Here is a 12,232-nt window from a genome sequence, read left to right as displayed (position 1 = left end):
TGCTGTGAGCATTGGGAACCATGGGGAGGGCACAAGTGGACTCGCCGGCACGGAAGTTGGCTGCGCGGGTTGCACTGTGGCGCCCGCACCAGACGGAGTAGCACGGCCGACAGGATCCGCACAGGATCGACACTGCCGCTGACGCCAGGAGTGGCCCTTGTTGGGGACCGAAGGACCGACGGTGCTGGAGCCCTTACGGGAGGGGCTCCGTACGCCGGATGCCACCTCGGTCTCCGGCTCCGCCTCCTGTGCGCTCCCGCCGCGCTACGAAGCGGTCTCCAGCGCCCGGAACTTCACCCGCAGCACGCTCCGGTACTGGGACCTGGCAGAGAAGTTCGACGACGTGGCGCTGGTGGTCTCCGAACTGGTGACCAACGCCATGCGGCACGGCCTCACCCCCGGCGCCGATCACGGGGCGGCGTCGGGGGACGAGGGCGACCCACCGGTCCGGCTGCATCTGATGCGCTGGTCGGCCCGGCTGGTCTGTGCCGTACGGGACCCCAGCGGCCAGCCCCCCGATGTGACGGCCGTGCGGGACACCGCCGCGCACCGGGGGGCACACGGGGGATTCGACGACCGCGGGACACCCGCCGGCCTTCACGACCGGCCGGCACTCGCACACTCCATGGAGTACGGGGGCTCCATGGATCGAGGGGGTGCCTCGGCTTCCGGGGCCCCTCTTGAACCCGGGAGGCCCCCCGGAACCGAGGGGCCTCCCGGACACGGGGAAAACGGGGGACACGGGGGACACGGGGGCGCCGTGGAAGCCGCTGACGCGTTCGCCGCGTGCGACGCGTCGGGCGTCTCGTACTCCGAGGACGCGGAGTACGAGACGCCCGGCTTCACGGCGGAGTCGGGCCGCGGTCTGCGCCTGGTCGACTCCTTCAGCGACGCCTGGGGCTGGCACCCGCTCTCCGGTCCGCTCGCCGGGAAGATCGTCTGGGCGCTCTTCCGGACCGGGCGCGAGGCACCGGCCCTGGGGGTGCCGGCCCTCGGCGAAGCTCCTGCCTCCGGCGGGGTGCCGGTGGTCAGCGGGCTGTCAGGTCGTCGAACTCACCGTCCTTGACGCCGAGGATCATCGCCTCCAGTTCGGCGGACGTGTAGACGAGCGCGGGCCCGTCGGGGAAGCGCGAATTGCGCATGGCGATCTCCCCGTTGGGCAGCTTGGCGAACTCCACGCAGGCTCCCTGCGAGTTGCTGAAGCGGCTCTTTCTCCACACGACCCCCTGGAGGTCCCTGGCGGCCATGCCGTTGAACGCTTCGGGCACTTGGAACTCCTGAGGTGGTCGAATGTGCAGGACCGGGTCGCGCAGCCGTGAACTGCCAACTTCCCGGGATCATAACTTCGTTCACGTACTGATGCATGTGCTGATGCACGTGCACGACCACGGGTCGCAAGGCCGTCACCTCCGGTCAGACCCTTGACTTGAACTTAGCTTCAAGTTCTAGCGTCACGCCATGAGCATGGAGATGACGGCCTGGCAGGCGCTCTACAACGCACGCCAGGCCCACCAGGACCAGCACCCCTTCTCCGCGGCCGCGATCGGCCGCATCGTCCGCTTCGCACACCGCCACCACCGCAGAATGCTCGCGTTCATGCTGCTCAGCAGCGTGCTCGCGGTGCTCACGGTGGCCACCCCGCTGCTCGCGGGCCGGGTGGTGACCGCGATCGACCACCAGGCCGCCGCCGGTACCGTGCTGGGACTGGCCGGGCTGATCGCGGCCATCGCCCTGGCGGAGGCGGGCGTCGGCCTTCTGACCCGCTGGCTGTCCGCGCGTGTCGGGGAGGGACTCATCCTCGATCTGCGTACCGCCGTCTACGACCATGTGCAGCGGATGCCGGTGGCCTTCTTCACCCGCACCCGTACCGGCGCCCTGGTGAGCCGCCTCAACAACGACGTCATCGGCGCCCAGCGTGCCTTCTCCTCCACCCTCTCGCAGGTCTTCAGCAACGTCGTCACCCTGCTGCTGACCCTGGTGGTGATGTTCAACCTGTCCTGGCGGATCACCCTGCTCGCACTGGTGCTGCTGCCGCTGTTCGTCCTCCCGGCGCGGCGGATGGGCGCCCGGCTCGCCCGGCTGGAGCGGGAGCGGGCCGACCACAACGCGCGGATGAGCACCCAGATGACCGAGCGCTTCTCCGCGCCCGGCGCCACCCTGGTCAAGCTGTTCGGACGGCCCCGCGAGGAGTCCGAGGAATTCGCCGCCCGCGCCGACCGGGTACGCGCCATCGGGGTGCGCACCGCCATGGTGCAGGAGGTCTTCTTCACCGCACTGACCCTGGTGGCGGCCCTGGCACTGGCCCTCGTCTACGGGCTCGGCGGCTACTACGCGCTGCGCGGCAGCCTGGAGCCGGGCGCCGTGGTCTCCCTCGCACTGCTGCTCACCCGCCTCTACGCCCCGCTGACCGCGCTGGCCAGCGCCCGGGTCGCAGTCATGAGCGCCCTGGTCAGCTTCCAGCGGGTCTTCGAAGTCCTCGACCTCGAACCGCTGATCGAGGAGAAACCGGACGCGGAAGAGGTGCCCGCCGGTCCCGTCTCCGTCGAGTTCGACGACGTCCACTTCAGCTACCCCTCCCCCGACAAGGTCTCCCTCGCGTCCCTGGAGGAGGTCGCCACGCTCGACACCCGGGGCGGCGAGGAGGTGCTGCACGGCATCTCCTTCCGCGCCGAACCAGGACAGATGGTCGCCCTCGTGGGCTCCTCGGGCGCGGGCAAATCCACCCTCGCCTCGCTGCTCCCGCGCCTCTACGACGTGGACGGCGGCGCCGTCCGGCTCGGCGGGACGGACGTGCGCGACCTGAGCGCCGCCACGATCCGGCAGACCCTCGGCATGGTCACCCAGGACGGGCACCTCTTCCACGACACCATCCGCGCCAACCTGCTGCTGCCCCGGCCCGAAGCCACCGACGAAGAGCTGTGGTCCGCGCTGCGCCGGGCCCGCCTCGACGGGCTGGTCGCCTCCCTGCCGGACGGGCTGGACACCCTCGTCGGGGAACGCGGCTACCGGCTCTCCGGCGGCGAGCGGCAGCGGCTGACCATCGCCCGGCTGCTGCTCGCCCGGCCCCGCCTCGTCCTGCTGGACGAGGCGACGGCCCACCTGGACTCCACCTCCGAGGCCGCCGTGCAGGAAGCGCTCGTCGAGGCACTGCAGGGCCGCACCTCCCTCGTCATCGCCCACCGGCTGTCCACCGTGCGGGCCGCCGACCGGATCCTCGTCCTGGAGGAGGGCCGGATCGTCGAGCAGGGCACCCACGAGGAGCTGCTGGCCGCGGGCGGCCGCTACGAGGAGCTCCACCGCACGCAGTTCCTCGCGGGCGAGCACCCCGCGGAGGCGCAGACCGCGGAGGCGCAGGCCGCGGAGGCGCGTGCGGACGCCGCCGGGACCCCGGAGGCGGTGCCGCACAGGTGAGCGGCCGCGGAGGCCCGCACCCGCGCCCCCTCGGGGAGGCGCGGACCGCGGACGCCGCCGGGCCCCGGAAGCACCGGAGCACACCCGGACGCGGGCGGCGGGCCGACCGGTGTCACCCCCGCGGACGCGCTCGGCAGGCGTGAGCGCACGCGGGGGCACAGGCTGAGCCGTGGACCGTCCCACGGCTCCGTCCCGCGGCGGTCCACTGGTACACGCCAGCCTGCCGGAAGGACACGAGCGCCATGAGCTGCTCCACCCTCGAGTCTCTGACCCGCTGCTCCGTCGCCGTCGACCTGGGGGCGGCCAGGACCCGTGTGTACGCGAAGGGTGCGGGGCTCATCGTCGACCAGCCGTCGGCCGTCGCGGTGAACACCTACTCCGGCAGCCTGATCGCGGTCGGCCAGGCGGCGGAGCGCATGGCCGGACGCACACCGCAGCACATCGAGGTCATCCGGCCGATCGCCAACGGCCACGTGGTGGACATCGAGATGGCCCGGCGGATGGTGCGCACCCTCATCGGCGAGAAGCTGCCCCGCCTCAGACGGCGCCGGACGATGCAGCGGGCCGTGGTCACCGTCCCGCACGACGCCGACCCCCTGACCCGCCGCGCCGCCGTCGAGACCCTCTCCGGAGTGGGGGCGCGCCACGTCGAACTGGTGGAGGCCCCGATCGCCGCGGCGATCGGATCCGGACTGCCGGTCGTCCACCCCGAAGGGGCGATGGTGCTGCTGTGCGGGACGACCAGCACCCAGATCGCGGTGGTCTCGCTGGGCGCCATCGTGGCGGCGGGCACGGTCGGCCTGGGCGGGGACACCATCCACCACTCCGTGGTGCAGTACCTGCGCAACCGGCACGAACTGCTGCTGCCCAGCCAGGACGTCCGCCCGCTCCACCTGGCCCTGCTCGGCAGCGGCGGCGTCGGCACCGGCGTCTACACCGGAACCATCGAGGTACAGGGCCGGGACGTGGTCTCGGGCCTGGCCCGCACCGTCACCATCGACCCGGAGGAGGTGCGCGGTGCCATCCAGACCCCGCTCACCGGCCTCCTGGACACCATCCGGATCGTGCTGCACCGCTGCCCGCCCGACCTGGTGGCCGACCTCGCCGAGCACGGCATGGTGCTGGCGGGCGGCACCGCGCTGCTGCCGGGGCTCGCCGAACAGCTACGGGAACACACCGGGATGGCCGTGCAGGTGGCGGAGGAACCGGAACTGTGCGCGGTCAACGGGCTCGCCGCGATGATGTCGGGCCGGATCACCCCGCACCCGACGGGCTGGGACTCCCCGGCGGCCGAGGGCACGGCCGTCCCCGCGGGCGCGGGTGCGCTCGCGGGTGGCGCGGACGCGGTACCGGTGCCGGGGCAGGACATCGGCTAGCCGGCGCCGGGCCCCGACGGCTGCGCCGCGCGGCGCCGGGTTCAGATCGGGTCGGTGGCGGCGTCGTGCGGCGCGTAGGGCCCGAACAGGTCCACCAGCCGGGCACGGCAGCGCTGCAGCCTGTCCGCCATCACCGCCGCCACGGACCTGGTCATCGCCAGGCCCAGCGCCGTGTCCTCGTCGCACAGCACCCGGACCGTGAGGGCGTCGAACTCCAGGGCGCGGACGGGACTGTCCGCCTGGGCAGCGAGCGACCACACATACGGCTGGAACATCCAGGACCAGCCGAGCAACTCCCCGTGCCGGACGTGGTCGATGGCCACGTCACGGTGTCCCGGGATGTGCATGGCCAGCGTCGCCGAGCCGGTGTGCAGTATCCAGAACCGGTCGGCTCTCGAGCCCTCCTCGAAGATCCGTTCCCCGGCGTCGAAGTGCACTTCCGACCCCAGGGAGCGCACCCGCTCTCGCTGCTCGGGTGTCAGCTCGCCGAGCAGTCCCGTCGTGGTCTGCATGGCCCGCCCTCCCTTCCGGGAACGGAGCGACGTATTCCCACGTCACGGCCTTTTCACGGTACCTCTCCTCACTCGAACAGGCGAGCCGGGAGAGACGCGACGTACCGTCGGCAGTATGTGCAGAAGCATTCGGACCCTGCGTCCGCCCTACGCCGAGGCCGTCACCGAGCAGGACGTGCACGCGGCCGCACTCCAGTACGTCCGCAAGGTGTCCGGATTCCGGGCCCCGGCAGCGCACAACCAGGCCGCCTTCGACCAGGCCGTCGAGCGGATCACCGCAGCGACCGAGGACCTCCTGGAGAGCCTGGTGGTCAAGGGCTCCGGGTGAGCCCCGGGCGCGGGTACGTGTGACCCCGCGACCGCAGGTGCGCCTGAGCCCGCGACCGCGGGTACGCGAGCCCGCGGGTACGCGTGCCCGCGGGTACGCCTCACCCCGCGACCGCGGTGCGCCGGGCCTGCGCCCGCCGACGGTTCAGCGCCGGGTGCTGCCGCAATGCCGCTCAGCGCCGGGTGCCCGCCGGAACGCCGCTCTCAGCGCCGGGTGCCCGCCTCCTCGCGGCTCTCCAGCAGCCGCAGCAGTTCGCCCAGTGTCCGGGCGAGCCCGTCGCGCTCCTCCTCGCCGAGGCCGGCGAGCAGCGACCGCTCGTACGCCACCTGCTCCGGCAGGATCCGGTCCACCAGCTCGCGCCCCTGCGCGGTCAGTGACAGATGCGCCACCCGGCGGTCCCGCGCGTCCGGACGCCGCTCGACCAGGCCCCGCTCCTCCAGAGTGCGGACCCTCTTGGTGACCGCCGTCCCCGAGGCATAGGTCTCCCGCGCCAGCCGCCCGGGGGTCAGATCCCGGTCCTCGCGGCGCAGGGCGCTGAGGATGTCGAACTCGGGCCGCGAGAAGCCCTCCCGGGCCAGCGGTGCGTCGGACGACTGCCGCAGCAGCGCCGCACACCGGGTGAGCCGGCCGATCACCCCGATCGGCTCGGTGTCCAGGTCGGGCAGCACCTGCCGCCACTGCCCCAGGACCCGCGCGACGACATCCTCCCCCGCCGTCCAGCCGTTCTCCCCCGCCGCTCCCGCTCCGTCGGCTCTTCCCCCGTCGGCTCTTTCGCCGGGTGCGCCTTCCGCCGGCACGTGCTGCCCCTCTCACCCGAGCTCGTCTCTCCCGTACACCGCCCAATTCTGCCGCCGGGGGTCGGAGCAGTACGGGAGCGGGGTCCCGCCGGGCGCGCGTGGCGCCCGGCGGGACCCCGGGGAGTGGCCGGCGGCCCTGCGGGTCCCGCCGGTGGCGGGGCCGCCGGCCGGCACCGCGAGCAGGAGCCGGACGGACTCGCGGTCGGAACAGGCGCGGCTCCGGGTCGGTTCAGACCCGGCTCCACAGGGACGGCGCATCCTGCGGGTTCCAGCCCGGCTGCGCGGTGTGGGCCTGGACGCAGCGGTAGGTCCCTCCGTTGTAGGTGACCTGGTCACCCACCCGGTACGCGGTGCCGGCGGCCCAGGTCCCCTGGTCGGGCGGGTCGGTCGGACCGCCCCCGCCGCTGGTCACGAGGGTGAGGCCGTACGCCTGGAGCGCCGGGTTGACCGGGTAGAAGAACGTGGTGCCGCCCGAGGTGCAGTCGCCGGAGCCGCCCGAGGTCATGCCCTGGGCCTGGCTGCCGGAGATGAACGAGCCGCCCGAGTCCCCCGGCTCCGCGCACACCGTGGTCCGCGTCACCCCGGAGACGGTGCCCTGCGGGTACGTGACGCTGGTGTTGCGCTGCTGGATGGTGCCGCAGTGCCAGCCGGTGGTCGAGCCGGAGCGGCACACCGACGACCCCACCGGTGCCTCGGTGGAGCCGGCCACCGTCACCTCACCGCCGCCGTAGCCGTTGACCAGCGGACGCGGCGTCCAGGAGGAGTTCGCCGCGACCCAGGCGTAGTCGCGGCCGGGGAACGTCGAGCCCTGGAAGCTGCCCTGGGCCTGCTGGTTGTAACCGGAAGTGGAGGTACCCGGGGTGCCGCAGTGGCCCGCCGTCACGAATCCGCCCTGGCCGCCGCGGGTGACGGAGAAGCCGATGGAGCACCGGCCGCTGCCGTTCATGTAGTAGGCGTCGCCGCCGCGCAGGTCGGCCAGCGGGCGGGGCTCGGCGGTGGTGCGGCGCACCGTCACCGCGTCCCGGTCCACGCCGGCCCGCTTCAGCAGCGCGTGCGCCGCCGAGGTGCTGCGGGCCTCCACGACCACGTCGTTGCGGACGGTGTCGATGTACCAGACGGGGACGCCCTTCGGCGCCGAACGGGCTGCCGCGCGGTCGAGCGCCTTCTGCACCCGGTCGAGTGCGCCGAGGTCCCGCGCGACGACCCGCGCGGTGGCACCCGCCTCGCGGATGCGCGACCGCTGCGCCGGATCCGTGGTCGCGACCGTCAGCCGCCCGGCTGTCCGGCCGCTGACACGGGCCCCGGCGAAGCTGTCGCCGAGGGCGCTGCGCAGCGCGCGGGACGTGGCCGCCGCCGCTGCCTCGTTGCCGAGCCGGGTCTCGGCCTCGGACGCGGTCAGCCCGAGGTCCCGGCTCATCGCCCGGACCAGGTCGGGGTCGGGGGTCGCACCCCTGCCGCTGCCGCCGGGCGCGCGGGGCCCCTCGGCGGCAGCGGCGGGGGACGGCTCGCTCAGTCCGGCCAGTACCAGGCCCGCGACGGCCAGTACGGCGGCGGCAGCGGCGGCACCCTGCCGGCGCACGGCGCGGGATCTGAGTGGGAGGCTTCCGGAACTCGTGGGTCTCGCCATGGAGTTCTCCTCTGTGGGGCGCTCCCGGCGGGGACGGGGAGCGGGTTGGCGAAACCGTAGACCGGACCGCCATTGGTCCGGACCTCTCATCTGTCCCCCTGCCACGGCGTTATGGCGCCCGCATCATGGTGCGGGCTTCCGCGATGCGGCGGCACCGCGTCCTGGTGCGGGCCGCCGTGTCATGGCGGCGCCCCTCCTCCCGGAGCGGCCCTCCGCACCGAGACGGCACGGCTGCCTCCCGGGCTCTCCGTGTCACGTCGGCGTCTGCCGCAGCCGGCGCCAGTGGACGTAGCTGGGGCTGAGCGCGGCGGCGCCGGCGTGCACGGCACGGGCGTGGGCCAGGACGCTCTCCGCGGTTTCGGCGGCCGCCGTGTCCGGATACCAGCCCAGGACATGCCGCCACATCAGCGGCGAGCCGAGCAGCGGGCGCGTCACCAGCCCGGGAGTCGGCGGAAACGTCGCCCGGCACAAGCCCACCGCCCGGCCCACCTGCACCAGGTGCACACAGGAGGCGGTTTCCGTCTCGTACACCGCCTCCGGGGTGAACCCCACCCGCGCACAGGCCGCCGCGAAGCACTCACCGAAACAGCCGTCTCCCGGAACAGTGGTCCAGCACGCGCCCGCCAACTCCCCCAGCGGCACCTCCTCGCACGTCGCGAGCGGATGCCCCTCGGGCAGCATCACGAACACCGGGTCCACCGCGACCTCCCGCCACACCACCGCCGCCCCCCTCCCCGCGGACGGTGGAGGGCTGAGCCCGCACACCCCCGTCAGCGCGTAGTCGATCCGGCCCTCGGCCAGCAGCCCCACCAGTTCCCGGGTCGACCACGAGGTGCAGGTCGCCACCGAGGCCCCCGGGAAGGCCGAGGCCAACCGGTCCACCAGGCCGCCCAGCAGCGGCCCGTGCGTACCGCCCAGCCGGTAGCGGGTCTGCCGCTCCTGCGCGGCCGCCCGCTTCCGGCTGAAGCTGCGCGCCTCCTCCTGGAGCTCCGCGACCGCGGGCACCAGCACCCGGGCCCGCTCCAGCACCAATTCCCCCAGCTCGGTGGGCCGCACCCCGTGCGGGCTCCGGACGAACAGTTCACCGCCCAGGGCCCGCTCCATCCGCTTGAGCTGCGCGCTCAGCGCCGGCTGCGCCAGCCCCAACCCGGTCGCGGCCCGCGTCAGGCTCCCCGCCTCGGCGATGGCGGAGACGACCTTGAGGTGTCGGAGTTCCAGGTCCATTCCCATACGGTGCGGCGCCCGCCGACCGCCGACAAGAGGGCGGCACCGGGCCTTTACGGCCCGACGGGGGACCGCACTGCCGCGCTCCCCGAGAGGTGAGTACCGTTGTCGCACTGCAAATGTTCCGGGGGAGAAAGAAGGACACCCTATGGGCGCGACGGGCGGCCCCGGCACCGCACGGGCAGAAGTCGTGCGACTGCCGCACGGAGACGGCCTGTGGGCGGTCCGCGCGGAAGGCGGTGTGACCGACGCCGACCACCCGGCCCTCCACGAGGCCGCGCGCCCCGCGCCCGGCTGCACCGCCGTGGTGATCGACCTCGCCCTGGTCCCGCACGTGTCCCCGGAGGGCGTCCGCGCGCTGGCCGCCTGCGCGCGGACGCTCGCGGCCGACCGCCGCGCACTCCTGCTGGCCGCCCCGAACGAGCGGCTCCGCCGCGCACTCTCCGCGGAGGGGATCTCCTCCGCGGAGGGGGGTCACGCCGCGGAGGGGGGCTTCTCCGCGGAGGGGGGCTTCTCCGCGGAGAGCCGTTCCGCCGCGGAGGGCGGCTCCTTCTCGGCAGGCCGCCCTATTGTGGTCCGCTCCGTCGCGGAGGCGGCCGCGGGCTGCGCCACGTCCCCTGCGCAGCCGACCGCCGCGCAGCCGTCCGCCGCGTCACCCACGCCCGCCGCACCGTCCACGCCCGCCACACAGCCGGCGGAGCCCCCCACTCCTCCCGGCGAACTTCTCCGGCTGCGCAAGGAGATACGCCACCTGCGGGCCAAGGCCCGGACCCACCCGCTCGTCTCCCGCGCCCAGGGCATCCTGGAGGAGCGCTACCGACTACCGGACGACCGGGCGGCGTTCTCCCTGCTGGAAGCCAGCTCACAACGGTTCAACGTACGGCTCCGCACCCTCGCGACCGCGCTCGTCACCACCCCGGGCCCCCGCTCCTACGACAGCGTGTGGTTCCCGGCCCGGGAGCGGCGCACCCCGCCACGGCTGGCCTTCGCCCCGGGGCTGCGGACCGCTTCCGCGAACACCGCGGAGGTGCTCTCCGCGGTGCTGCGCCGCAGCATGGAGGTCGTCGGCGCGGACATGGGCAACGTACAACTCGTCGACCCGGTCACCGGGGACCTGCGGATCGAGAAGCACCGCGGTCTGGACGAGGACTTCGTGGAGTTCTTCGACCGCGTAGGCAAGGACGGCACCGCCTGCGCGCAGGCTTCGCAGCAGGTCACCCGCGTCACCGTCACCGACGTGGCCACCGACCCCCTGTTCGAGGAGCCCGCCCGGGAGGCGATCCTGGCCGCAGGCAGCCGCGGCTGCCACAGCACACCCCTGGTGAAGCAGCCCTCCGACCTGCCCGAGGGAGTGGTCTCCACCCACCACGAACGCCCGGTGCGGGCGCTCTCGGCCGCGGAGGCCCGAGCCCTGGACGAGATGGCAGCGCAGGCCGCGCAATGGCTGGAGTGGTACCGGCACACCGTCGTCCTCGACGCGCTGGAAGACCTCCACTTCGCGGGCAGCACCTGGCGCTGACCCCTCCGGGGGTCCCGCCGCCCTCGCGGGCCACGCCCCGGCAGCGGCCCCGGTTGCCGTGTCGGGGGCACGCCCCCTGGCGTTTCCGGCTGCCGCCGACGGGTCGTGTCGGGGGGCTCCGCCCCCCAACGGCCCCCCGCTAGTGGGCTTCGCCCCCTAGGACCCCCAGCCGCATCTGCGGCGCTCTCCGGCTCCGGGCACCCGGCGAGGGGCCTGCGCCCCGGGTGCGGCCGGTGACAACCCTGCGGGTCGCCGGAAAGAAGGACAGCCCGCCTTTCGTCCTCCTAGAAGAACAACCCGCAGGGTTGTCACCGGCCGGATCGGGGACCCTGCCTCCGCGCCGCTGACACGCGTTCGCAGCGGTGACCCTTGGCGGCCGGGGGTTCTAGGGGGCGAAGCCACCTAGCGGGGGGCGTCGGGGGGCGGAGCCCCCCGACACGGCCTGTCGGCGGCAGCCGAGAACAACGGGGGCGTGCCCCCACAACACGGCAACCCCACACCGGCGGCAGCCGGAAACGCGAGGGGGCGTGCCCCCAGCAACAAGGCGCCCCGCGACGTCCGCGAGGGCACCGTCACAGCGGAAGGCCGGAGCCTTCTGAACTGCACTGGTGTCCTAGGGATGTGCGAATATCGCCCAGTACGATCCGGCCGGATGTGCGGCGGGGGCAAGGGGAGGAGGGGAGGGGGACCCATGTCGTTGCGCGATCTCGTCCACGACGCCGCCGTGACGCGGATGTCCACGTCCGAGCGGCTGGACCGACTGCGCTCCGCACGTCTGTACTTCCAGCGTCCTGAGAATCCCGGGTTCCTGGTGGCCGAGACCGTGGACGGCCCGGTGGTGCCGGTCTTCACCTCCTGGGAGCAACTGGCCCTGTTCGCCGGAGTGTGCGACTGGGCTTCCACCACAGCGGAGGATTTGGTGGACCTGCTGCCCGACGGCGTTCGGGCACTGGTGGACCCGCTGGGCGAACGCCCCTTCCTGCTGGACGCGGACCGGCTGCCGCCGCCGGAGACGGCCGGGCCCGACGCCGGCGAAGGGGCCGCGGACGCTGCGAACGAGGGCCCCGCGGATGTCGCGGAACCCGCAGACGGCGACGCCGCCCGGAGGGGGTGAGCATGTCGGGGGACAGGAAGGGCGCGTACGACGGCCCCAAACCCGGTGACGGGTACGCGATCGAGATCGCGGGTGTCCGCAAGATCCTCAAGCCGCTGGAGGAGTCGGTCATCGCGGCTCGGAAGATCAAGGACGTGGTCGGGTGCGAGGCGACGTTCACCTCGACGGCCGGAGTCGCGGTCACGATGGACATCGACGACCCCGCCCGACACTGACCGGGGTTCGCGGAGCCCTGGCCCGACCGCCGTCGCGTCGGGCGCCTCGCTGAGCCCGGCGGTGCTTCCCCTGCCGTCGGACGACGTGGAGTCCCCGGCGCGGGACCTC

Annotated in this window: 11 protein-coding genes and 2 pseudogenes; 8 read left to right on the top strand and 5 right to left on the bottom strand. The window is 73.7% G+C overall.

The annotated features are described in order from the left end of the window. Window positions 1-181: 181 nt before the first annotated feature. Window positions 182-547 (top strand): annotated as a pseudogene (locus BMX65_RS34365) (ATP-binding protein); the annotation flags it as partial. A gap of 282 nt (window positions 548-829) precedes the next feature. Beyond that, a pseudogene (locus BMX65_RS34360) lies at window positions 830-1,066 on the top strand (ATP-binding protein); the annotation flags it as partial. Here BMX65_RS34360 and BMX65_RS26235 read toward each other — a convergent pair. Beyond that, complete coding sequence (locus tag BMX65_RS26235; protein ID WP_075002830.1) at window positions 1,029-1,268, bottom strand: DUF397 domain-containing protein; 240 nt, start codon at window positions 1,266-1,268, stop codon at window positions 1,029-1,031. The pseudogene BMX65_RS34360 and the gene BMX65_RS26235 sit on opposite strands and share 38 nt — an antisense overlap. A 190-nt stretch (window positions 1,269-1,458) precedes the next feature. Between BMX65_RS26235 and BMX65_RS26230 the strand changes: the two genes are divergently transcribed. Next, complete coding sequence (locus BMX65_RS26230) at window positions 1,459-3,411, top strand: ABC transporter ATP-binding protein (protein ID WP_075002829.1); 1,953 nt, start codon at window positions 1,459-1,461, stop codon at window positions 3,409-3,411. Window positions 3,412-3,653: 242 nt separating this feature from the next. After that, window positions 3,654-4,787 (top strand): rod shape-determining protein, encoded by a 1,134-nt coding sequence (locus BMX65_RS26225; protein ID WP_075002828.1) that lies wholly within the window; start codon window positions 3,654-3,656, stop codon window positions 4,785-4,787. 41 nt (window positions 4,788-4,828) lie between these two features. On the opposite strand, the gene BMX65_RS26220 is transcribed toward BMX65_RS26225, so the two are convergent. Next, on the bottom strand, window positions 4,829-5,299 hold the full coding sequence (locus tag BMX65_RS26220; protein WP_075002827.1) for a Crp/Fnr family transcriptional regulator: 471 nt from the start codon (window positions 5,297-5,299) through the stop codon (window positions 4,829-4,831). A gap of 115 nt (window positions 5,300-5,414) precedes the next feature. Between BMX65_RS26220 and BMX65_RS26215 the strand changes: the two genes are divergently transcribed. Beyond that, window positions 5,415-5,627, top strand: coding sequence for a DUF2277 domain-containing protein (locus BMX65_RS26215; protein ID WP_075002826.1), 213 nt, complete (start codon window positions 5,415-5,417; stop codon window positions 5,625-5,627). Between the two features lie 203 nt (window positions 5,628-5,830). Here the strand turns inward: BMX65_RS26215 and BMX65_RS26210 are convergent, their stop codons facing one another. The 3 genes from BMX65_RS26210 to BMX65_RS26200 all read right to left on the bottom strand — a co-directional run bounded on the left by BMX65_RS26210 (window position 5,831) and on the right by BMX65_RS26200 (window position 9,275). Beyond that, on the bottom strand, window positions 5,831-6,424 hold the full coding sequence (locus tag BMX65_RS26210; protein WP_398761438.1) for a MarR family winged helix-turn-helix transcriptional regulator: 594 nt from the start codon (window positions 6,422-6,424) through the stop codon (window positions 5,831-5,833). 229 nt (window positions 6,425-6,653) lie between these two features. Continuing rightward, complete coding sequence (locus BMX65_RS26205) at window positions 6,654-8,051, bottom strand: carbohydrate-binding protein (protein WP_075002825.1); 1,398 nt, start codon at window positions 8,049-8,051, stop codon at window positions 6,654-6,656. A 252-nt stretch (window positions 8,052-8,303) separates the two neighbouring features. Then, complete coding sequence (locus BMX65_RS26200; protein ID WP_075002824.1) at window positions 8,304-9,275, bottom strand: LysR family transcriptional regulator; 972 nt, start codon at window positions 9,273-9,275, stop codon at window positions 8,304-8,306. Window positions 9,276-9,423: 148 nt separating this feature from the next. Between BMX65_RS26200 and BMX65_RS26195 the strand changes: the two genes are divergently transcribed. From BMX65_RS26195 to BMX65_RS26185, 3 genes are all read left to right on the top strand, one after another. After that, a complete protein-coding gene (locus BMX65_RS26195) occupies window positions 9,424-10,794 on the top strand; it encodes an ANTAR domain-containing protein (protein WP_075002823.1) in 1,371 nt (456 codons plus the stop codon). Between the two features lie 691 nt (window positions 10,795-11,485). Then, on the top strand, window positions 11,486-11,908 hold the full coding sequence (locus BMX65_RS26190; protein WP_075002822.1) for an SseB family protein: 423 nt from the start codon (window positions 11,486-11,488) through the stop codon (window positions 11,906-11,908). A 2-nt stretch (window positions 11,909-11,910) separates the two neighbouring features. Then, window positions 11,911-12,123 (top strand): hypothetical protein, encoded by a 213-nt coding sequence (locus tag BMX65_RS26185; protein ID WP_079172096.1) that lies wholly within the window; start codon window positions 11,911-11,913, stop codon window positions 12,121-12,123. Window positions 12,124-12,232 lie beyond the last annotated feature (109 nt).

It is taken from the genome of Streptomyces qinglanensis, assembly GCF_900111245.1.
Classification (GTDB): Bacteria; Actinomycetota; Actinomycetes; order Streptomycetales; family Streptomycetaceae; genus Streptomyces; species Streptomyces qinglanensis.
Note: the sequence above shows the minus strand (reverse complement) of the source record. Positions and strands in the feature narration are given on the sequence as shown.

What these genes read in the sequence shown, in the direction of transcription:
- BMX65_RS26230 (WP_075002829.1), top strand. Translation starts at nt 1,459, where the DNA reads ATGAGCATGGAGATGACGGCCTGGCAGGCGCTCTACAACGCACGCCAG.
- BMX65_RS26225 (WP_075002828.1), top strand. Translation starts at nt 3,654, where the DNA reads ATGAGCTGCTCCACCCTCGAGTCTCTGACCCGCTGCTCCGTCGCCGTC.
- BMX65_RS26220 (WP_075002827.1), bottom strand. Translation starts at nt 5,299, where the DNA reads ATGCAGACCACGACGGGACTGCTCGGCGAGCTGACACCCGAGCAGCGA.
- BMX65_RS26215 (WP_075002826.1), top strand. Translation starts at nt 5,415, where the DNA reads ATGTGCAGAAGCATTCGGACCCTGCGTCCGCCCTACGCCGAGGCCGTC.
- BMX65_RS26205 (WP_075002825.1), bottom strand. Translation starts at nt 8,051, where the DNA reads ATGGCGAGACCCACGAGTTCCGGAAGCCTCCCACTCAGATCCCGCGCC.
- BMX65_RS26200 (WP_075002824.1), bottom strand. Translation starts at nt 9,275, where the DNA reads ATGGACCTGGAACTCCGACACCTCAAGGTCGTCTCCGCCATCGCCGAG.
- BMX65_RS26195 (WP_075002823.1), top strand. Translation starts at nt 9,424, where the DNA reads ATGGGCGCGACGGGCGGCCCCGGCACCGCACGGGCAGAAGTCGTGCGA.
- BMX65_RS26190 (WP_075002822.1), top strand. Translation starts at nt 11,486, where the DNA reads ATGTCGTTGCGCGATCTCGTCCACGACGCCGCCGTGACGCGGATGTCC.
- BMX65_RS26185 (WP_079172096.1), top strand. Translation starts at nt 11,911, where the DNA reads ATGTCGGGGGACAGGAAGGGCGCGTACGACGGCCCCAAACCCGGTGAC.